The sequence below is a fragment of the Vogesella sp. genome (assembly GCF_046297735.1).
Taxonomy (GTDB): Bacteria; Pseudomonadota; Gammaproteobacteria; order Burkholderiales; family Chromobacteriaceae; genus Vogesella; species Vogesella urethralis.
In genome coordinates this window covers 1-20,631 of record NZ_JBKBHK010000018.1, presented here as the reverse complement: position 1 = coordinate 20,631, position 20,631 = coordinate 1, and the positions used below count along the sequence as shown (strand labels likewise).

Genomic DNA, 20,631 nt, shown 5'->3' with positions numbered 1-20,631 from the left:
TGTCGGGTTCAGGCCGGTTTGTTGCTGAAGGCGCGGATATAGTGCATCAGCAGCGCTTCCAGTTGCAGGCGCGTTACCAGCGTGTGCTGGCCAAAGGGTACCAGCGCGTTCAGTTCGCGCTGGCACGCCATCAGTTTGTGTACGTCCAGCCGCGGCAGCAGGCGCTGCTGCGCGTCGTGCATGGCTGGATAATAGCGAAGGCTGCCGGCCAGCTTCAAACTGGCCAGGTCGTGCAGCCACTTGCCCAGCCACTGCAGCGGCAGCGCCAGCGGCAATTTGTGGCGATCCAGCTTTTCCACGGCGGCCAGCAGGCTGGCCAGCGCCGGCTGCGTCAGCGCCTGTACGAAGTCGCGGCGCAGCGTGGCCAGCTCGTCGTCGTGTTCAAAGATGGGCATGCCACCGTGAAAGGCCAGCTCGGCCTCGGCCTGCGCTACGCCGCGCTGCTGCAGCCAGGCCAGGGCCACGTCAGGCTGCGGCGCGGTGAGCGGAAACTGGCGGCAGCGGCTCTTGATGGTGGGCAGCAAGCGTTGCGGCGCGTCGCTCACCAGCAGGAACACCACTTCCGGCGGCGGCTCCTCCAGCACTTTCAGCAAGGCGTTGGCCGCAGCCGGGTTCAGGCTTTCGGCCGGTTCCACCACCACCACGCGGCGACCGCCGCGGTGCGAGCTCAAATGGGCAAACTCGATCACGGCGCGCACGCCGTCGATCTTGATCACCGGCAGTTTGCGCTTGCCGGCCTTGGTTTCGTCGTCTTCGTCGTCGCTGGCGGGCACCAGCAGGCGGTAGTCGGGGTGGTTGCCAGCGGCAAACCAGTGGCAGGCCTGGCACTGGCCGCAGGCACGGTGGTCGGCGCCTGGCGCTTCGCACAGCAGCGCCTGCGCCACCTGGTGGGCAAACTCGCTCTTGCCGATGCCGGCCGGGCCGGTAAACAGCCAGGCGTTGGGCAGGCGGCTGAAGGCGGTGGCCAGGCGTTGCCAGTCGTCGTGCTGCCACGGGTAGCGCATCAGGCCTCCTGCAGCCGCGCCAGCGCGGCGGCGATATCGTGCTGGATGGCGTCGATGTCGCCACGGGCGTCGATCACCACGAAGCGGCCCGGGTTGGCCTGTGCCCGCGCCAGGTACATCTGGCGCACGCGCTGGTGAAAGTCTTCACGCTCGCGCTCGAAGCGGTCCGGCAGGCGGCTTTGCGACAGGCGCGCTTGCGACACTTCCAGCGGCACGTCCAGCAGGATGGTGAGGTCAGGCTGCAGGCCTTGCTGCACCCAGTGTTCCAGGATGGCAATGCGCTCGGCCGGCACGCCGCGACCGCCGCCCTGGTAGGCGAAGGTGGCGTCGGTAAAGCGGTCGCTCACTACCCAGCGGCCGGCAGCCAGGCTGGGGCGGATCAGCGACGACACCAGCTCCTGGCGGCTGGCGAACATCAGCAGGGTTTCGGTATCCAGCGTGGCCTCGGTGTCGATGTCCAGCAGGATCTCGCGCAGCTTTTCGCCCAGCGGCGTGCCGCCCGGCTCGCGGGTGAACACGGTGTCGATGCCGGCCTGTTCCAGGTAGCGGCGGATGAAGGCCAGGTGGGTGCTCTTGCCGGCACCATCCAGCCCTTCCAGCGTGATGAAGCGCGCCTTGGACATTACTTGCCTTTCTTCAGGATGTACTCGCGGACGGCGGCATTGTGCTCGTCCAGCGTCTCGGAAAACTTGGATTCACCCGAACCGTCACCCTTGGCCACGAAGTACAGCGCGCGGCTCTGGGCAGGGTTGGCCGCGGCGTCCAGTGCCGCACGGCCCGGCAGGGCGATGGGCGTCGGCGTCAGGCCGGCGCGGGTATAGGTGTTGTACGGGGTATCGCGGCGCAGGTCGGCCTTGCTGATATTGCCGTTGTAGCGTGCCCCCATGCCGTAGATGACGGACGGGTCGGTTTGCAGCCGCATGCCAATGCGCAAGCGGTTGACGAATACGCTGGCCACCATCGGGCGGTCTTGCTCATGGCCGGTTTCCTTTTCGATCAGGCTGGCCGTGATCAGCAGCTCGTAGGGCGAGGTGTACGGCAAGTCTGCCGCGCGGGCTTCCCATACCGTTTGCAGCTGCTGCTGCATGCTCTGGTAGGCACGGCGGTACACGTCGAGGTCGCTGCTGCCTGGGGTATAAAAATAGGTGCTGGGGAAGAACAGGCCTTCGGCGCTGTCGCCGGGTACGCCCAGTTCGGCCAGCAGGCGGGCATCGCTCCAGCCGGCAGTATCCTGGCGCAGGTCGTCTTCCTTGCGCAGTGCGGCGCGGAACTGGGCAAAACGCCAGCCTTCGATGATGGTCACGCTGGACTGGTCCGGGTGGCCGTCGGCAAAGCGGTTCAGGTACTGCCACATCGCAGTGGCGCCACCAAACTGGTACAGGCCGGGCTTGAGCTTGCGATCCACGCCCATCACGCGCGACAGCGCCACCATCACGTAGCGGTTACGCACCGCGCCGTCGTCTTCCAGCGTACGTGCCAGCTGGGTCATGGTGCGGTTGAGGCCAACAGTGACGGTGTAGGGCTGGCGATCGGGGGTAACGGGCACCACGATCACCCAAGCCAGCCACAGCGCAAACAGTGCGGCCAACAGGGAAAATAGCCTAAGGGCGGGTCGTATCATCGGTAGAAAAAAAGCGATCAGTTGGCATCTGCCAAAACCGGCAGATCATACCATGCAGCCATCAGGGCTGTGGCGCCCGTACCAGATGGTAGGCGGCTTCCAGTTCGGCAAAAGCGCTGCGCCGCAACGGGATGCAGCCCTCGGGCAACGTCAGCTGCAGTGTCTGCGTGCCCAGCTCCCAGGCCTGCCAGTCGGCGTCGGCCGGCTGGCGGCCGTCGGGGCGGCAGATCAGCTCGCACAGCGCCAGCAGGTCGCGGTCGTCCACGATGGCCAGCTCGCCGCCCAGCTCCACGAACAGGCGGCCTTCTTCGTCCAGCCACGCCAAGCGCGCCACGTCGGCCGCCATGTCCGGCATCAGCGCCCAAGCCTCGCCGTGGCGACGCGCTACATACGGCGCCGCTTCCAGTGCCACGAACACCTTTTGCGGCCCGTTCTGCACGTAGTAGCGGCCCTCGCCGTCGCGGGCGTAGTTGCGGCGGAAGAAATCCACCATCGCCGGCTGTTTCAGCAAACTGTCGCGCAGCCACCATTGCCCGCGGGCATCCAGCCGCAGCCAGCCGTACACGGCCGGCACATTCGGCCATTTGTCCATGGCCGCCAGTACCTGTGCATCCATATCGCTTTCCTAGTTTGCGCGCAGCACTTCGCTGGGCGGTGTGTGCGTCACACGGCGGAGCAGCGGCCACGCCGCCAGCGCCACCACGCTGCCGCCGGCCAGCATGCCCAGCGGCAACAGCCACAGGTTCAGCGCCAACGGCAGGTTGAACAGCTGCACTGCCACCAGCGCGCCCAATGCCATAGCGCCGCCGCCGGCCATCAGCCCGGCCACGCCCCCCAGCCACGCCAGCTCGGCCAGCAGCACGCTGCGTACCTGACGGCGCGAAGCGCCCAGCGCCCGCAGCAGCGCTACATCGTACAGGCGCTCGTCGCGGGTGGCCGCCATCGCCGCCCACAGCACTAACACCCCTGCGGCCAACGTTAGTCCGAACATCGCCTCGATGGCCAAGGCCAGACGATCGATAACGGCACGCACTTCACGCACGATGGTGCTGATATCCACCACTGTCACATTGGGCAGCGCCGCTACCAGCCGGTTATTGAAGCCGGCGTCCGGCGCGCGGTAGCTGGCGATGTAGCTGGCGGCCTGATCGCCCATCCAGCCGGCGGGCGCAATCACGAAGAAGTTGGGCTGGAAGCTGTCCCACGCCACCTTGCGCAAGCTGGTAACGGGCGCCTGCCAGGTGGTGCCAGCGATGTCGAACGTCAGCGTATCGCCCTGCTTCAGGCGCAAGGTTTGGGCCAGACCTTCTTCCACCGAGAATTGCGGCGTTTTGCTGCCAAGCGGCCACCACTGCCCGGCCACGATCTGGTTGCGCGGGTTGGCCGCGTCGCGCCACGACAGGTTGAATTCGCGCTCCACCAGCCGCTGTGCGCGTTCGTCCTCGTAGTCGGCGGCTTTGACCGGCTTGCCGTTGACCGCCAGCAGCCGCGCACGTGTCATCGGCAGCGCCTCGGGTGCGCTGCGGCCAACCTTGGCAAAAGCTTGGGCCAGCTCGGCGCGCTGCGGCGCCTGCAGGTTGATCAAGAAGCTATCCGGCGCGTCCGGCGGCAGCGAGCGCTGCCAGGCGCCGATCAGGTCATCGCGCACCACGGTCAGTGTCAGCAAGGCCAGCAGGCTGACCGACAGCGCCGCGATCTGGATCACCGCCAACCACGGCCGGCGCGCCAGGTTGGCCGCACCATGGCGCCAGCCCACTGCGCCCGACAGCGGCACGCGACGCAGCAGCAGCACAATGCCCCACGCCAGCAAGCCCACGGCGGCCAGGAAACCGCCCAGGCCAGACAGCAACCACAACGCCAGCGGGCCGTCGCCGATCTGCCAGGCGGAAAGACCCAGCAAAGCCACCAACGCCAGCAGCGGCGCCAGCAGCGAACGGCTGCCCGCCGGCACGTCAGCGCGCAACACGGCCATCGCCGGCACGCGGCGCAGCGCCAGTAGCGGTGGCAAGGCAAAGCCGGCCAGCAGGATCAACGCCGACAACGGCCCAGTCAGCCACGCCAGCCAGCCAGGCGGCGGCAAGCCGTCGCCCAGCCATTGCCTGGCCAGATACACCAGCAGCGCCTGCACAGCGTAACCGGCCAGCGCGCCCAGCACGCCGGCCAGCAGGCCCAGCCACAGGAACAGGCTGCCCCACACCGTGGCCACCTCGGGCGCGGTTTGCCCCAATGCACGCAGCACCGCCACGCTCTGCCAGTGCCGCGCCAGGTAGCGGCGCACCGCCAGCGCGACCGCCGCTGCCGACAGCGTCACCGACAGAATGGCCGTCAAGCCGAGAAAGCGCCGCGCCCGCTCCAGCGCGCTGCGCACTTCGGGGCGGGCTTCTTCGATGTCTTCCAGCCGTGTGCCCGGCTTCAGCTGCGGCGCCAGCCAATCACGGTATGCCTTGACCTGAGGCGCATCACCGGCCAACAGCAGGCGGTAGCGGATGCGGCTGCCGTCCTGCACCAGGCCGGTGGCGGCCAGGTCGGCGTGGTTCAACAGTACGCGGGGGATGAAATTGAACACGTCCACGGCGCCGTCCGGCTCGCGCAGCACTTCGGCGGCCAACACAAAGCTGCGGCTGCCCAGGCGCACGCTGTCACCCAGCTGCAGGCCCATCTTTTGCAGCAGGCGCGCATCGGCCCACAGCTCGCCCGGCGCCGGGCTGTACACGCCCTGCTTGACGCCCTGACGGGTACGGATCTGTACTTCGCCGCGCAGCGGGTAGCCGCTGGCGACCGCTTTCAGGTTGGCCAGCACCGCTTGCTCGCGGGCAAATACCATCGACGGGAAGGTCACCGTGGGCACCTGGCGCAAGCCCTGCGCCTGCGCCTGTTGCTGCCAGGCCGCTTCCGGCGGTTTACGGCTATTGATGACCAAGTCCGCCGCCAGCAGCTGGCTGGCCTGCCTGGTCAACGCGCTGTCGATGCGGTCGGCAAAGAACGCCACGCTGCTCATCGCCGCCACCGCTACCAGCAAGGCCAACGCCAGCACGGTGAGCTCGCCGGATTTCAGCTCGCGCCGCAGCAGGCGCCAGCCCATCAGCCATGCCAGCCCTTTCATACGTCGCTCCGTGCCAGTACGCCGGCGGTAAGGCGGTACACGGCAGCACAACGCGCCGCCAACGAGCTGTCATGCGTTACCAGTACCAGCGCGGTGCCGGCTTCGGCATTCAGTTCGAACAGCAGCTCGATGATCTGCTGTCCGGTGGCCGGGTCCAAGTTGCCGGTGGGTTCGTCGGCAAACAGCAGCGCCGGGCGCAGCACAAAGGCACGCGCCAGCGCCACGCGTTGCTGCTCGCCGCCCGACAGATGGCGCGGGTAGTGGTCCAGCCGGTGGCCCAGGCCCACGCGCTGCAGCATGGCGGCGGCAGTTGTACGGGCGTCGGCGCGGCCAGCCAGCTCCAGCGGCAGCATCACGTTTTCCAGCGCGGTAAACTGCGGCATCAGCTGGAAGTTCTGGAACACAAAGCCCACCTGCTCGCGGCGCAGCAGCGCGCGGCCGTCTTCGTCCAGGCCGGATAGCGGCTGGCCCGCCAGCCAGACTTCGCCGGAACTTGCTGCATCCAGCCCTGCCAGAATGGCCAGTAACGTCGACTTGCCGCTGCCGCTGGCACCGACGATGGCCACGCTCTCGCCGGCGGCCACCGCCAGGCTGGCGTCTTTGAGAATGGCCAGTTGCTGGCCGTGATAGTTCACTTGCCGGGTAACGGCCTGGGCGCGCAGAATCGCGCTGTTTACCGAAGAGGATGTCATGTTGATGATCAAGCGCTGTCTGTTGTTGGCCTGCCTGTTGGTGGCACCGCTGGCCCAGGCCGGCAAGATTGTGGTGTTTGGCGACAGCCTGTCTGCCGCCTACGGGCTCAACCCTGCACAAGGCTGGGTGAGCTTGTTGCAAAAGCAACTGGGGCCAAAACATCAGGTAATCAATGCCAGCCTGAGCGGGGAAACCACCGCGGGCGGCCTGGCGCGGCTGCCTGCCGTACTGCAGCAACACAAACCGGACGTGCTGGTACTGGAGCTGGGCGGCAACGACGGCCTGCGCGGCCTGCCGCTACCCGCCATGCAGGATAACCTGAACCAGATGGTGCGTTTGGCACAATCGCAAAAAGCCCGCGTTCTATTGGTGGGCATGGCATTGCCACCGAACTATGGCCCGGAGTACGGCAACAAGTTCCAGGCCGTGTTTCGCGATGTCGCCAGTGCGCGCAAAACACCACTGGTACCCTTACTGGTCAAGGGGTTCGAGCGCGACCTGAGCAAGTTCCAGCCTGATGGTATCCACCCGGCAGCCAGCGCCCAGGCACAAATGATGAACAACGTGCTACCGGCGCTACTGCCCTTGCTGCCAAAATCCTGACCCGTGCCGCAGTAACAGCAAAGCCGACGCCATCCGCCTGCAGAAGCAAAAACCCCGCCAATGCGGTAATGCCAGTCAGTTAATGCTGACTGGCGTTTTTTGACTAGGGGTTTGCTGCGCTCAGGAGTGCTTTTGCGTCCGCTATGCGGACGATGATTAGATGCCGGTTCCGCCCGGCAGACGGGAAAGGGGGCGGATTGCCGCCCCCTTTTCATTCCCCCGCAACCCGGGGCTGCTCGAAACCCCGTTCAAAATGGCACGCCCCAGGCGCCGCCGAACTCGCCCCTCTCTAACGGCTCGGGGCTCAAACAAATCGGCGTCTTAAAACCTGGGGCACACCATTTTGACCGGCTCGCGCCAACGGGATGGGGCGCTTCACTCACGCCCTACCGATTGATGGCCAAGTACATTCGCCTAACTGACTGGCATTACGCCAATGCGTTTTTTTTGTTTCACATGACAAGCACAGCCCGGCGACTACACGCACGTATTTGTACCTGCAGTGACTGCTTACAAAACAGCCCGCAATTGCGGGCTGTTTTGTTGTCCGGGCCAAGGTTGGCCGCAAACAAGGCTTAGCGGGTAACCGGCTTGTAACGGATGCGCTTGGGCTTGGCACCTTCTTCGCCCAGGCGTTTCTTCTTGTCGGCTTCGTATTCCTGGTAGTTGCCGTCAAAGAAAGTCCACTGCGATTCGCCTTCCGCTGCCAGGATGTGGGTGGCGATACGGTCCAGGAACCAGCGGTCGTGGCTGATTACGAACACGGTGCCGGCGTATTCCAGCAGTGCGTCTTCCAGCGCACGCAGGGTTTCCACGTCCAGGTCGTTGGACGGTTCATCCAGCAGCAGCACGTTGCCGCCCTTCAGCAGGGTTTTGGCCAGGTGCAGGCGGCCGCGTTCGCCACCGGACAGCATGCCCACTTTCTTCTGCTGGTCGGCGCCCTTGAAGTTGAAGCGGCCCAGGTAGGCGCGGCTGGACATTTCGAACTTGCCGACGGTAATCAGGTCGGCGCCGCCGGACACGTCCTCGAACACGGTCTTGTCGCCGTCCAGGCCTTCGCGGCTCTGTTCGACAAAGGCCATCTGTACGGTCTGGCCGATCTTCACGCTGCCGCTGTCCGGTTGTTCCTTGCCGGCAATCATTTTGAATAGGGTGGACTTACCGGCACCGTTGGGGCCGATAATGCCGACGATGGCGCCCGGCGGGGCCTTGAAGCTGAGGTTGTCGATCAGCAGGCGGTCGCCAAAGCCCTTGGACACGTTCTCGAATTCGATCACTTCGTTACCCAGACGCTCGGCCACCGGAATGAAGATCTCCTGGGTCTCGTTGCGCTTCTGGTTTTCAAAGCTGGACAGTTCCTCGAAGCGGGCGATACGCGCCTTCGACTTGGCCTGGCGGCCTTTCGGGTTCTGGCGCACCCATTCCAGTTCCTGCTTCATGGCCTTCATGCGCGCGGCTTCGGACTTGGCTTCCTGCTGCAGGCGGGCTTCTTTCTGTTCCAGCCAGCCGGAGTAGTTGCCCTTCCACGGAATGCCTTCGCCGCGGTCCAGCTCCAGAATCCATTCGGCAGCGTTATCCAGGAAGTAGCGGTCGTGGGTGACAGCCACCACGGTACCCGGGAAGCGCACCAGGAACTGTTCCAGCCACTCAACCGATTCGGCGTCCAGGTGGTTGGTGGGTTCGTCCAGCAGCAGCATGTCGGGCTTGGACAGCAGCAGCTTGCACAGCGCCACGCGGCGTTTTTCACCACCGGACAGCGGGCCGATCTTGGCGTCCCACGGCGGCAGGCGCAGCGCGTCGGCGGCCAGCTCCAGCTGCAGCTCGATATTGTCACCGGCGCCGGCGGAGATGATGGCTTCCAGACGGGCCTGTTCTTCGGCCAGGGCGTCAAAGTCGGCGTCCGGCTCGGCGTAGGCGGCGTACACCTCTTCCAGGCGCTTTTGCGCGTTCATCACTTCGCCCATGCCGCTTTCCACTTCTTCGCGCACGGTTTTTTCCGGGTCCAGCTGCGGTTCCTGCGGCAGGTAGCCGATGTTCAGGTTCGGCTGCCACTGCACCTCGCCGTCGTATTCTTTTTCGACGCCGGCCATGATCTTCAGCACGGTGGATTTACCGGCGCCGTTCAGACCCAGCAGGCCGATCTTGGCGCCGGGGAAGAAGGACAGCGAGATGTCCTTGATGATCTGGCGCTTGGGGGGGACGATCTTGCTCACGCGGAGCATGGACATCACGTATTGAGCCATGGTTTACCTAAGTTCTATAGGGGAAGAGACATTTGCCACGAACCCCACGAAAAGCACGAACAGGCCAGAAAATCTGTCTGCTCGGGCGGGTGGGGTCGTGGCTAAAACCAACCTGATGATTCTAGCAAAATCCGCCTGCGGCCAACCTTGTTACTGGCGTGCGGTGCGGACGTTGGCCGGCGGTACGGCAGCCGGGTCGTTGCTGCGCCACGGGTTGATGTCCAGGCCGCCGCGGCGGGTGTAGCGCGCATATACGGTCAGGCGCTGCGGCGCACAGGCCTGCAGTACGTCGGTGAAGATGCGCTCCACGCACTGTTCGTGGAATTCGTTGTGCTGACGGAAGCCGATCAGGTAGCGCAGCAGCGCTTCGCGGTCGATGCGCGGGCCGGTGTAGCTGATCTGCACGCTGCCCCAGTCCGGCTGGCCGGTTACCAGGCAGTTGGACTTCAGCAGTTGCGAGCACAGCGTTTCGCTGACCACGTTGGCCGCGTCGGCGTGCAGCAGTTGCGGGCAGGGCGCGTAGTTGTCTACCTCGATATCCAGCTCGTCGATGCTGCTGCCGGCCAGCTCCACAATCTGTTCGCGGCCAAAATCGGCCGGCGACAGCAGGCTGACTTCGACTTTGCCGCCTGCAGCGTTGCTCAGGTCCATGCTCAGCTGCGCTTGTACCTGGTCCCAGCTGGCGATGCGGGTCTGGTTATAGCTGTTCAGATACAGCTTGAACGATTTGGACTCGATCAGGTTGGGGCTGTCGGCCGGAATGCGGAAGGTGGCAATCGCCACTTGCGGTTTGCCGCGTGCGTTCAGCCACGACAGCTCAAAGCCGGTCCACAGGTCCACGCCGTGAAACGGCAGCGCGTTGGCCGCCACGCCGATCTCGTCGCGTTTTTGCTGGCGGGCAATCGGGAACAGCAGGCTGTTGTCGTACTGGTCCTGGTAGTCCACCTTCTTGCCCAGCGGGGAAAACTCGGGGGTGTAGGTCGGGGTCATCATTATTCCTCGTGCCGCGGCGTGCCCGCAGGGGCCGCCGCCAGCTTTATTGTAGGCAGGCTGCCGCAGCCTGCCGGGTATTCAGACGGTGCGACGCATGAACTGGCGCGGGCGCAGGCCCAGCGCCAGCAGCGTGGCAAAGTAGGCGCCGGCGCCAGCAACTACCAATAGCAGCAGCCACAGCGCGCGTTGCCAGCTATGGCCGTGCCAGTCGATCGGCAGCACGTTCAGCAGCAGTAGCAAGGTGGCGGCCATGGCCGCGACACCACCGGCCAGCCGCAGCATGAAGCCCGTCCAGCCGGCGGATGGCTGGTAGATGCCATGCTTGCGCAGCTGGTAGTACAACAGCGCGGCGTTCAGGCAGGCGCCCAGGCCGATCGACAGCGACAGGCCGGCGTGCTTCAGCGGGCCGATAAAGGTGAGGTTCATCAGCTGGGTGGCGGCCAGCGTCACCAGCGCAATCTTCACCGGCGTCTTGATGTTCTGCCGCGCATAAAAGCCCGGCGCCAGCACTTTCACCAGGATCAAGCCCAGCAGGCCGACGGCGTAGGCCATCAGCGCTTGCTGCGTCATGGCGGCGTCGTGGGCGGTGAACTTGCCGTACATGAACAGCGTGGCAATCAGCGGTTGCGACAGTACCGCCAGGCCGACGGTGGACGGCACCGCCAGCAACAGCGACAGTCGCATGCCCCAGTCCAGCAACTGGCTGAATTCGCCCTGGCTTTCCGGGCCGCGCGCCGCCTGTTTGGACAGCGACGGCAGCAGGATGGTGCCCAGCGCCACGCCCAGCACGCCGGTGGGGAATTCCATCAGCCGGTCGGCGTAGTACATCCACGACACGCTGCCGGACACCAGAAACGACGCAAATATGGTGTTGATCACCAGCGAGATCTGCGCGATGGACACGCCGAAAATGGCCGGCCCCATCTGGCGGATGACGCGCCAGACCGCGGCGTCGCGCAGGTTCAGGCGTGGCATCGGCAACATGTCCAGCTTCTTCAGGTGCGGCAGCTGGTACAGCAGCTGGGCAATGCCGCCGATAAACACCGCCCACGCCAGCGTCAGTACCGGCGGGTCGAAGTAGGGCGTCAGCAGCAGCGAGCACAGGATGAACGACACGTTCAGCAGCGTGGGCGTGAACGCCGGTACCGAAAAGCGGTTCCAGGTATTGAGCACGCTGCTGGCCAGCGACGACAGCGAAATGAACAAGATATAAGGAAAGGTGATGCGCAGCAGCTCGCTGGTCAGCGCCACCTTGTCCGGGTTGCTGGCAAAGCCGGGGGCGGTGAGCCAGATAATCCACGGTGCGGCCAGCATGCCCAGCGCCGTGACCGCCATCAGCACCACCGTCAGCGTGCCGGTGATGTGCGACAGGAAGGCGCGGGTTTCCGCTTCGCCGCGTTGCTCCTTGTATTCGGCCAGTACCGGTACGAAGGCCTGCGAAAAGGCGCCTTCGGCAAAGATGCGGCGCAGCAGGTTGGGCAGTTTGAAGGCCACAAAGAAGGCGTCGGTGGCGAGGCCGGCGCCGAATACGCGGGCAATGATGGCGTCGCGGACAAAGCCCAGCACGCGCGAAACCAGGGTCATGCTGCTGACTTTTGCCAGCGCTTTTAGGAGGTTCATGCTTGGGTAAAATCAGACACTATGAAGAAGGTTTAAGCCCGCCAGTTTACGCGGGTGGGTTTGTTGTTGCAAAACCTCATGTTAGGGCTTAGAATCGCCGGTTTCAGATTCCGCTCATCAGGAGACACCACATGGCTAACAGCGCACAAGCTCGCAAGCGTGCACGCCAGGCTCTCAAGCAGCGCGCGCAAAACGCTAGCCTGCGTACTGCATTCCGCACTGCAGTAAAGAAAGTTATCAAAGCCGTTGAAGCTGGCGACAAAGCCGCTGCTCAGGCTCAATTCCAGGCTTCCACCAAAGTCATCGACCGTATCGCTGACAAAGGCGTGTTCCACAAGAACAAGGCTGCTCGTCACAAGAGCCGTCTGTCCGCCCAAGTTAAGGCCATGGCCGCCTAATTTGCCCTTAACGGCAAAAGAATACGCAAAGGCTCCGCAATCGCGGGGCCTTTTGTGTTTTTACGACCGGGCACTTTGCGGCAGCCGGCCAGTCTGTCACTGCCGGTGTTTCTATCGATGACGACAATGCGAAAACTTCTTCCCCTGTTGCTGTCGCCGCTGGCCTGGGCCGATGGCAACCTGCAGGTCGGCTTGCAGCAGTGCGCCCAGCTGGGCGATGGCGCTGCCAGACTGGCGTGTTACGACGCGCTGGCCGCCCAGCCGCTGCCGGCGCCGTCTGTCACCAGCCAAGCCGTGCAGGCTGCGGCCAACCCTGCGCCGGTGGCGGCTATCGAGCCGGTGGCCAATGGTGTGTCGTTGCCGGCTAGCGGGGCTGCCGCCAGCTTGCCCGAGCTGGGTGGCCAGCGTGCTGCATCCGCAGTGCCGGTGATTACCAGCAGCAAGCACAGCACCTTGGCCAGCCAGTGGGACCTGGACGAAGACAACAAGCTGGGCACCTTTGTACTGCGCGCCCACAAGCCCACCTACATCCTGCCGGTGTGGTACCAGGCTTCGCCCAATGTGCGGCCCGATTCGCCAACGCAGGAAGCGGTGACGTTGTTCGGCAAGAAAATGAACAATGTCGAGGTGAAGTACCAGATCTCGTTCAAGAGCAAGATGTGGGAAAACGTGCTGGGTTCGCCGGCCGACTTGTGGTTCGGCTACAGCCAACAGTCGCACTGGCAGATGTACAACAAGCAGCAATCGTCGCCGTTCCGCGAAACCGATTACGAGCCGGAAGTGGTGCTGACCACGCCGTTGCCGGCTAACTGGCAATGGGGTGATTGGCGCCTGCGCATGGCCGGGGTGGGCATCCTGCACCAGTCCAATGGCCAGACCGACCCGCTGTCGCGCAGTTGGAACCGCCTGTACGGCATGCTGGGGGCAGAAAACGGCAACCTGTCGCTGACGGCGCGCTGGTGGTACCGGTTGCCGGAAAAAGCCAGCGAAGACGATAACCCCGACTTGCAAACCTTTACCGGGCGCGGCGACCTGCAGGCGGTGTACCGCTGGAACGGCCATACCTTCGGCGGAACCGTGCGCTACAACCCCAGCAGCCACAAAGGCGCTGCACAGCTGGACTGGACCTTCCCGGTGGCCGGCCGCTTGCGCGGTTATGTACAGGCTTACGATGGCTACGGCGAGTCGCTGCTGGATTACAACCACCGCTCGCGCGGTATCGGCTTTGGCCTGATGCTGACCGACTGGCTCAGCAACTGATTGCCGGTCGCGTCAAAGAAAACGCCCCTGCGGCCAACGGCTGACAGGGGCGTGCTGTTTTATCGTGCAGGGCGTTACAGTTCGATATCGCCGCACAGCAGGCCGGCGGCCTCGCGCGCCATTTCGCCTTCTTCGTCGGTGGCCATCACGTAGGCGTGCAGGCGGCTGCTAGCGGCGGTAATGCGGTAAGACTGCGCCAGGTTGGCCGCCAGGTCGGCCTCGAAGCCCAGCCAGGCCAGTTGCTTGAGGATGCGGCTGCGGATTTCCGGCGAGCGCTCGCCAATGCCGGCGGTAAACACGATGGCGTCCAGCCCCTTCATGGCGGTGGCCAGCGACGCCACTTCACGCGCGGCACGGTAACAGAACAGCTCCACCGCCTCGCGTGCCTCGTCGCTGCGTGCCTGTAGCAGCTCGCGCATGTCGCTGGACAGCCCGCCGGACACGCCCAGCAGCCCGCATTGCTTGTACAGCTCCTGCCGCACCGCGGTCACGTCCATGCCCTCGTGTTCCATCCAGTACAACACCACTTCCGGGTCCAGCGTGCCGGGGCGGGTAGACATCATCAGCCCGTCCAGCGCCGAAAAGCCCATGCTGGAAGCCACGCTGTGGCCAGCCTGGATGGCGCAGGCGCTGGCGCCGCTACCCAGGTGCAGGACCACCACCTTGCTGTCGCCCAGGCCCAGCTCGGGCAGCCGGCGGGCGATGGACGCGTACGACAGCCCGTGGAAGCCGTAACGGCGCAGGCCTTTGTCGTGCCAGTGGCGGGCAATGCCGAAGCGGGTGGCCACCACCGGCTGGCTGCAGTGGAAGGCGGTGTCGAAGCAGGCGATCTGCGTCAGGTGCGGGTCCAGCTTGGCAAAGGCGTGCATCACCGACAGGCTGACCGGCTGGTGCAGTGGCGCCAGCGGAATCAGCGCCGACAGCGCATCCACCACCTCTGGCGTCATCACCACTGGGCTGCGGTAGTGCTGGCCGCCGTGCACCACGCGGTGTACCACCGCCTGCGGTAGCAGATCGTGGTCGGCCAGCGTGTTCAGCACCGCGGCCACGTTTTCGTCACGCCCGGCGCTGTCCAGTGGCAGCTGGAAGCGCTTGCCGCCTTTGTCCAGTTCCAGCACCGCGTTGTCGCGGCCAAAGTGATCCACCATGCCGCGCGCCAGCAGCGTCTTGCCGTCGCTGCCGTAGGCGCGGAATTTCAGGGTGGCCGAGCCTGCATTGATGGCAATCAGTGCTTTGCCCATGCTGTCTCCTTGCATTATCTGCTGCCCGCCTGCTGGCGCCGGCTGGCGGCGTAAAGGTTGGCCACGGCTGCCGAGGCCAAGCGGCCGGCAGCGTCGTCAGCGCGGCTGGTCAGCACGATGGGCACCCGGGCACCCATCACGATACCGGCGCTGGCGGCGGCAGCCAGATAGGTAAGCTGCTTGGCCAGCATGTTGCCGGATTCCAGATCCGGCACCAGCAGGATGTCCGGTTCGCCAGCCACGTCCGATTCGATACCCTTAGTATCGGCTGCGGCGTGCGAAATGGCATTGTCGAATGCCAGCGGCCCGTCCAGCAGCGCACCCTTGATCTGCCCGCGGTCGGCCATCTTGCACAAGGCGGCCGCGTCCAGCGTAGAGCGGATCTTCGGATTGATGGTTTCCACCGCCGACAAAATGGCCACTTTGGGGCGAGCCAGGCCCAGTGCGTGGCACAGGTCGATGGCGTTCTGGCAGATGTCGCGCTTGGTGGCCAGGTCGGGTTCGATGTTGACGGCAGCGTCGGTAATGAACAGGTAGCGCGGGTAGCTTTCCACCTTCATCACGAACACATGGCTGATGCGGCGGTCGGTGCGGATGCCCTTGGCGCGGTCCAGCACCGCGCTCATGAATTCGTCGGTGTGCAGGCTGCCCTTCATCAGGCTGTCGGCAAAGCCTTCGCGTACCAGCTCCACCGCACGCTCTGCGGCGGCGTGGCTGTGTTCCACGTCGATGGTTTCATAACGGCCCAGATCGATGTCCAGGCTGGCGGCCAGCTTGGTCAGCTTGGCGCGAGGGGCAATCAGGATCGGGGTGGCGATGCCTTGTTCGGCGGCCTCTACCGCGCCTTGCAGGGCTTCCGGGCTGCAGGGGTGGGCCACGGCCATCGGGCGCGGGCCGTTGCTACGGGCTTGTTCGATAATGTCGGTAAATGCGTGATCGTCGCGGGTCATGGCTGCTGCTCCTGTACGGTGCCGCCAGGAAATGCCCCGTGCCGGTGGGCGGCTTGCCGGCACGGGCTGGGCTGGCCGTACTCAGGCCATGATATTGAAGCCGCCATCCACGTAGGTCACTTCGCCGGTCAGCGCGCGGGCGGCGTCGGAGGCGAGGAAGGCAGCGGTATGGCCGATGTCCTCAATGCTGACCAGGCGGTTCTGCGGCGCACGCTCGATGGCATCGTCGATCAGCTTGTCGAAGTGGGCAATGCCGCTGGCGGCGCGGGTTTTCAGCGGGCCGGGGGAGATGGTGTGCACGCGGATGCCCTTGCTGCCCAGCTCGTGGGCCATGTAGCGGGTGGTGCTTTCCAGCGCCGCTTTGACCGGCCCCATGATGTTGTAGTTTTCTACTACCTTGTCGGCGCCGTAGTAGCTCATGGTTAGCAGGGCGCCGCCGTTCACCATCAGCGGCTCGGCCAGGCGCGCCATCTCGATGAACGAGTAGCACGACACGCGCATCGCTTGCAGGAAGCCGTCTTTGGAGCAGTCGGTCACGCGGCCGTGCAGGTCGTCCATCGGGCAGAACGCGATGGAGTGCACCACGAAGTCCAGGCTGCCCCATTGTTCGCGGATGGCTTCGAATACAGCTTCCAGCTGGCCGTCCTGCTGCACGTCCAGCGGCAGGATCAGCGGCGCATCCAGCCCTTCGGCCAGCGGGCGCACGAATTTTTCGGCCTTGTCGTTGAGGTAGGTGATGGCAATGTCGGCGCCCAGGTCGTGCATGACCTTGGCGCAACCGTAGGCAATGCTGTGCTCGTTGGCTACGCCAACAATCAGGCCGCGTTTGCCGGCCAGCGGCAGGTGGGATGTGCTCATGACTGCTCCTGTATCAGATAAGGAAAGGTGGTGGCCTGCCCATGTTGCAGTGCATGCATTGCACTGCCGTGAATCCGATTTTTGTATTGGCGTATCAGTCGGATATAATCACCCGTTTGTGCGGGTTCGGGCTTGCCGTGGTGTGCGTCTGGCCCCATTATCATGAGCCTGTTTATTGCGGTGCGATTTGATGCACTGCAATATTTGCCCGATTATGTCATTGCGATTGTGGTTGGAGTGGTAAACATGCCGATTTATGAATACCGTTGTGAAGCGTGTGGTGCGCAAAAGGAACATCTGCAGAAAATGAGCGATGATCCCATCGCCCAATGCCCGGCCTGTGGCAGCGAGCAGTACAGCAAACAGCTGTCTGCCGCCGGCTTTCAGCTGAAAGGCAATGGCTGGTACGTCACCGACTTCAAAAACGGCAGTGGCCCGGCCTGTGGCAGCGGCGGCTGTGGTAACGGCGGTTGCGCCTGAGGCCCTATGAAACAAATAAAGTTGACCCTGCGTGGCTATCTGGCTACCGGCTTGCTGATCTGGCTGCCAGTAGCCATCACGCTGTGGGTGCTGAACCTGATCATCAGCACGCTGGACCAAACCATCAACCTGCTGCCCCATGCCTGGCGCCCGGAGAGCCTGTTTGGCTTTGACATCCCCGGCCTGGGGGTGGTGCTGGCGTTTGCCATCCTGCTGGCCACCGGTTTCATGGCGGCCAACGTGCTGGGCCAGAAGCTGCTGGACCTGTGGAACCTGATACTGACCCGTACTCCGGTGGTCAGCACCATCTACAACAGCGTAAAGCAGGTGTCCGACACCCTGCTGTCTGACTCCGGCCAGGCCTTCCGCAAGGCGCTGCTAGTACGCTTTCCACACCAGGACGCATGGACCGTAGCGTTCCAGACCGGCACACCTGGCGGTCAGCTCAAAACACAGCTGGGCGACGAAGAGCACGTCAGCGTCTACGTGCCGACCACGCCGAACCCGACATCCGGCTACTTCATCATCGTGCCCAAAAGCGCTACTCGCGAGCTGGACATGAGCGTGGACGAAGCCCTGAAGTACGTGATTTCCATGGGGGTGGTGGCACCGCCTGCCCCTGCTGACGTGCGCAAGCAAGTGGGCGACGAACGAAATTGACAGGGTTGGCCGCACGCGGCCAACCCGGTTTTGCGTCTACCTGTCAGGAAATCTCTCTACGAATTCAACACAAAGGCATTGCAATGCGTACCGATTATTGCGGACTTATCGACAAGAAATACCTCGGCCAGACCGTTACCGTCAAAGGCTGGGCTCACCGTCGTCGTGACCACGGCGGCGTGATCTTCATTGACCTGCGCGACCGTGAAGGTCTGGTGCAGGTAGTGATCGATCCGGACACCCCGGAAGCGTTCCAGACCGCCGATAGCGCCCGTAACGAATACGTGCTGTCCATCACCGGTATCGTGCGCGAGCGCCCGGCCGGCACCGCCAACAGCAAGATGATCTCCGGCGAGATCGAAATCCTGGCCAAGGACATCGAGATCCTGAACACCGCGGCTACCCCGCCGTTCCAGATCGACGACGAAAACCTGTCCGAGAACGTGCGCCTGACCAACCGTGTCATCGACCTGCGTCGCCCGGCCATGCAGAAAAACCTGCGCCTGCGTTACCGCGTGGCGATGGGCGTGCGTAACCACCTGGACAAGCAGGGCTTTATCGACATCGAAACCCCGATGCTGACCCGCTCCACCCCGGAAGGCGCCCGCGACTACCTGGTACCGTCCCGCGTGCATCCGGGCGAGTTCTTCGCGCTGCCGCAGTCGCCGCAGCTGTTCAAGCAGCTGCTGATGGTGGCCGGCTTCGACCGCTACTACCAGATCACCAAGTGCTTCCGTGACGAAGACCTGCGTGCCGACCGCCAGCCGGAATTCACCCAGATCGATATCGAGACCTCGTTCCTGAACGAGGACCAGATCATGGATATCACCGAAAACATGGCGCAGGAAATCTTCCGCGACGTGATGAACGTGGAGCTGGGCAAGTTCCCGCGCATGACCTACGGCGACGCCATGTTCTACTACGGCTCCGACAAGCCGGACCTGCGCGTCAGCCTGAAATTCACCGAACTGACCGACGTGATGAAGTCGGAAGAGTTCAAGGTTTTCCGCGGTGCTGCCGACATGGCCAATGGCCGCGTGGTGGCCCTGCGCGTACCGAACGGTGCCACCCTGTCGCGTAAAGAGATCGACGACTACACCCAGTTTGTCGGCATCTACGGCGCCAAGGGCCTGGCCTACATCAAGGTTAACGACGTCACCAAGCTGAACGAAGAGGGCCTGCAGTCCCCGATCGTGAAGTTCCTGTCCGCTGCCGGCCTGCAAGCCATCATCGAGCGTACCGGTGCCCAGAACGGCGACATCATCTTCTTTGGCGCTGATAAAGCCAAAGTGGTGAACGAAGCCATCGGCGCGCTGCGTATCAAGATCGGTCACGAGCGTGGCGAGAAAGACGGCTACTTCGTGCGCGAATGGCGCCCGCTGTGGGTGGTGGACTTCCCGATGTTCGAACACGACGAAGAAGCCGACCGCTGGACCGCTTGCCACCATCCGTTCACCAGCCCGAAACCGGGCCATGAAGACCTGATGGACACCGACCCGGGCGCTTGCCTGGCCCGTGCCTACGACATGGTGCTGAACGGTTGGGAAATCGGTGGTGGTTCGGTGCGTATCCACCGCGCCGATGTACAGGAAAAAGTGTTCGCCGCGCTGAAGATCAGCCCGGAAGAGCAGCAGAACAAGTTCGGCTTCCTGCTGGACAACCTGAAGTTCGGTGCCCCGCCGCACGGTGGCCTGGCCTTCGGTCTGGACCGTCTGGTAACCCTGATGGCCGGTGCCGAGTCCATCCGCGACGTCATCGCCTTCCCGAAAACCCAGCGTGCGCAGTGTCTGCTGACCAACGCCCCGAACGCGGTAGACGAGAAGCAGCTGCGCGAACTGAACCTGCGCCTGCGCCAGAAGGCCGAGCCGACCGCCTAAGGTTGGCCGCACGTGGCATAGGCAACACAACGGGCCCCGTCGGGGCCCGTTTTTTATGTGTCTGGCGCTTGATAAAGCAACATCTCGCCGTCATCTGGCAGCGGTAGGCTGGATGATTGCCAACCGCTATCGCCCGGATTGGCATTTTCAATTTGAGCGTGGCTGGCGGCTGCTTTATAACCGCCGCAGCAGCCGGATCAACCGGACCAAATCACTGTTTTTCCCAAGGAGACTTTCATGGCCGTACTCGTAGGCAAACAAGCCCCGTTCTTTGCTGGTGAAAAAACCTTCTCCGCCGTGCTGGGCGATGGTCAGATCGTTGACAACTACTCCTTCCAGGAAGCCACTGCCGGCAAATACGCCGTGGTGTTCTTCTACCCGCTGGACTTCACCTTCGTGTGCCCGTCCGAACTGATCGCTTTCGATCACCGCCTGGCCGAGTTCAAGGCCCGCAACGTGGAAGTGATCGGCGTGTCCATCGACAGCCAGTTCACCCACGCCGCATGGCGCAACACCCCGGTAGAAAAAGGCGGTATCGGCCAAGTGGGCTACACCCTGGTGGCCGACATCCAGCACGAACTGTGCAAAGCCTTCGACGTAGAAGCCGACGGCGGCGTGGCCTTCCGTGGCTCCTTCCTGATCGACAAAGCCGGTGTGGTACAGCACCAGGTCGTGAACAACTTGCCGCTGGGCCGCAACGTGGACGAGATGATCCGCATGGTTGACGCCCTGCAGTTCACCGAAGAGCACGGCGAAGTGTGCCCGGCTGGCTGGAACAAAGGCAAAAAAGGCATGACCGCCAGCGCCGAAGGCGTAGCGGCTTACCTGGCTGAAAACGCCAAAGACCTGTAATCCCGCCCCGCCAGCCGTCAGGTTGGCCGCAGGATGTCAAAAGCCCCGCGCAAGCGTAATGCCAGTCAGTTAACGCTGACTGGCATTTTTCGTTGGATATTTGTGTGCCCTGTTCTTCACCACTCGCGGGCAATGTCGGTCTGGTCTGCGGGGTGGTAGGACAAACAGACTCGAC

19 protein-coding genes are annotated in these 20,631 nt (G+C 63.8%); 7 read left to right on the top strand and 12 right to left on the bottom strand.

Features of this window, described 5'->3' with window-relative positions:
- Positions 1-8: 8 nt before the first annotated feature.
- The 6 genes from holB to ACK4FZ_RS15820 form a co-directional block, all read right to left on the bottom strand.
- Positions 9-1,004, bottom strand: coding sequence for a DNA polymerase III subunit delta' (gene holB / locus ACK4FZ_RS15845; RefSeq protein ID WP_409822482.1), 996 nt, complete (start codon positions 1,002-1,004; stop codon positions 9-11).
- A complete protein-coding gene (gene tmk / locus ACK4FZ_RS15840) occupies positions 1,004-1,627 on the bottom strand; it encodes a dTMP kinase (RefSeq protein WP_409822480.1) in 624 nt (207 codons plus the stop codon). The genes holB and tmk overlap by 1 nt, the downstream gene beginning before the upstream one ends.
- Positions 1,627-2,625, bottom strand: coding sequence for an endolytic transglycosylase MltG (mltG, locus tag ACK4FZ_RS15835; RefSeq protein WP_409822477.1), 999 nt, complete (start codon positions 2,623-2,625; stop codon positions 1,627-1,629). The genes tmk and mltG overlap by 1 nt, the downstream gene beginning before the upstream one ends.
- Positions 2,626-2,686: 61 nt before the next feature.
- Positions 2,687-3,241, bottom strand: coding sequence for a DUF2946 family protein (locus ACK4FZ_RS15830; RefSeq protein ID WP_409822474.1), 555 nt, complete (start codon positions 3,239-3,241; stop codon positions 2,687-2,689).
- Positions 3,242-3,250: 9 nt separating this feature from the next.
- A complete protein-coding gene (locus tag ACK4FZ_RS15825) occupies positions 3,251-5,728 on the bottom strand; it encodes an ABC transporter permease (RefSeq protein WP_409822472.1) in 2,478 nt (825 codons plus the stop codon).
- Positions 5,725-6,420: an ABC transporter ATP-binding protein gene (locus ACK4FZ_RS15820; RefSeq protein WP_409822470.1), complete on the bottom strand. Its 696-nt coding sequence runs from the start codon at positions 6,418-6,420 to the stop codon at positions 5,725-5,727. The genes ACK4FZ_RS15825 and ACK4FZ_RS15820 overlap by 4 nt, the downstream gene beginning before the upstream one ends.
- Between ACK4FZ_RS15820 and ACK4FZ_RS15815 the strand changes: the two genes are divergently transcribed.
- Positions 6,419-7,024: an arylesterase gene (locus ACK4FZ_RS15815; RefSeq protein ID WP_409822467.1), complete on the top strand. Its 606-nt coding sequence runs from the start codon at positions 6,419-6,421 to the stop codon at positions 7,022-7,024. The genes ACK4FZ_RS15820 and ACK4FZ_RS15815 overlap by 2 nt on opposite strands.
- A 575-nt stretch (positions 7,025-7,599) precedes the next feature.
- On the opposite strand, the gene ettA is transcribed toward ACK4FZ_RS15815, so the two are convergent.
- The 3 genes from ettA to murJ form a co-directional block, all read right to left on the bottom strand.
- Positions 7,600-9,267, bottom strand: coding sequence for an energy-dependent translational throttle protein EttA (gene ettA / locus ACK4FZ_RS15810; RefSeq protein WP_409822464.1), 1,668 nt, complete (start codon positions 9,265-9,267; stop codon positions 7,600-7,602).
- Positions 9,268-9,417: 150 nt separating this feature from the next.
- Entirely contained in the window at positions 9,418-10,260 is an 843-nt protein-coding gene (gene queF / locus ACK4FZ_RS15805; protein ID WP_409822461.1) for an NADPH-dependent 7-cyano-7-deazaguanine reductase QueF, read from the bottom strand.
- Between the two features lie 78 nt (positions 10,261-10,338).
- Complete coding sequence (murJ, locus tag ACK4FZ_RS15800; protein ID WP_409822458.1) at positions 10,339-11,880, bottom strand: murein biosynthesis integral membrane protein MurJ; 1,542 nt, start codon at positions 11,878-11,880, stop codon at positions 10,339-10,341.
- A 131-nt stretch (positions 11,881-12,011) separates the two neighbouring features.
- Here murJ and rpsT point away from each other — a divergent pair, with 131 nt between their 5' ends.
- Both rpsT and ACK4FZ_RS15790 read left to right on the top strand, forming a co-directional pair.
- On the top strand, positions 12,012-12,278 hold the full coding sequence (gene rpsT, locus ACK4FZ_RS15795) for a 30S ribosomal protein S20 (RefSeq protein WP_144373131.1): 267 nt from the start codon (positions 12,012-12,014) through the stop codon (positions 12,276-12,278).
- Positions 12,279-12,404: 126 nt separating this feature from the next.
- Positions 12,405-13,538, top strand: a complete 1,134-nt coding sequence (locus tag ACK4FZ_RS15790; protein WP_409822455.1) for a phospholipase A — start codon at positions 12,405-12,407, stop codon at positions 13,536-13,538.
- A 74-nt stretch (positions 13,539-13,612) separates the two neighbouring features.
- Here the strand turns inward: ACK4FZ_RS15790 and ACK4FZ_RS15785 are convergent, their stop codons facing one another.
- Genes ACK4FZ_RS15785 through fabI form a run of 3 tightly spaced genes read right to left on the bottom strand, consistent with a single transcriptional unit; the run spans position 13,613 to position 16,587 of the window.
- Complete coding sequence (locus tag ACK4FZ_RS15785; protein WP_409822452.1) at positions 13,613-14,779, bottom strand: acetate/propionate family kinase; 1,167 nt, start codon at positions 14,777-14,779, stop codon at positions 13,613-13,615.
- 14 nt (positions 14,780-14,793) lie between these two features.
- Positions 14,794-15,792 carry a bifunctional enoyl-CoA hydratase/phosphate acetyltransferase gene (locus tag ACK4FZ_RS15780; RefSeq protein WP_409822450.1) on the bottom strand — a complete coding sequence of 333 codons (999 nt, stop codon included), beginning with the start codon at positions 15,790-15,792 and terminating at the stop codon, positions 14,794-14,796.
- 18 nt (positions 15,793-15,810) lie between these two features.
- Complete coding sequence (fabI, locus tag ACK4FZ_RS15775) at positions 15,811-16,587, bottom strand: enoyl-ACP reductase FabI (RefSeq protein WP_409822448.1); 777 nt, start codon at positions 16,585-16,587, stop codon at positions 15,811-15,813.
- Between the two features lie 162 nt (positions 16,588-16,749).
- Here fabI and ACK4FZ_RS15770 point away from each other — a divergent pair, with 162 nt between their 5' ends.
- The 4 genes from ACK4FZ_RS15770 (at position 16,750) to ACK4FZ_RS15755 (ending at position 20,456) form a co-directional block, all read left to right on the top strand.
- Complete coding sequence (locus tag ACK4FZ_RS15770) at positions 16,750-17,067, top strand: FmdB family zinc ribbon protein (protein WP_409822447.1); 318 nt, start codon at positions 16,750-16,752, stop codon at positions 17,065-17,067.
- A 6-nt stretch (positions 17,068-17,073) separates the two neighbouring features.
- Complete coding sequence (locus tag ACK4FZ_RS15765; RefSeq protein WP_409822445.1) at positions 17,074-17,727, top strand: DUF502 domain-containing protein; 654 nt, start codon at positions 17,074-17,076, stop codon at positions 17,725-17,727.
- A gap of 83 nt (positions 17,728-17,810) precedes the next feature.
- Positions 17,811-19,604 (top strand): aspartate--tRNA ligase, encoded by a 1,794-nt coding sequence (gene aspS / locus ACK4FZ_RS15760; protein WP_409822443.1) that lies wholly within the window; start codon positions 17,811-17,813, stop codon positions 19,602-19,604.
- A 237-nt stretch (positions 19,605-19,841) separates the two neighbouring features.
- Positions 19,842-20,456 (top strand): peroxiredoxin, encoded by a 615-nt coding sequence (locus ACK4FZ_RS15755; protein ID WP_144373123.1) that lies wholly within the window; start codon positions 19,842-19,844, stop codon positions 20,454-20,456.
- Positions 20,457-20,631 lie beyond the last annotated feature (175 nt).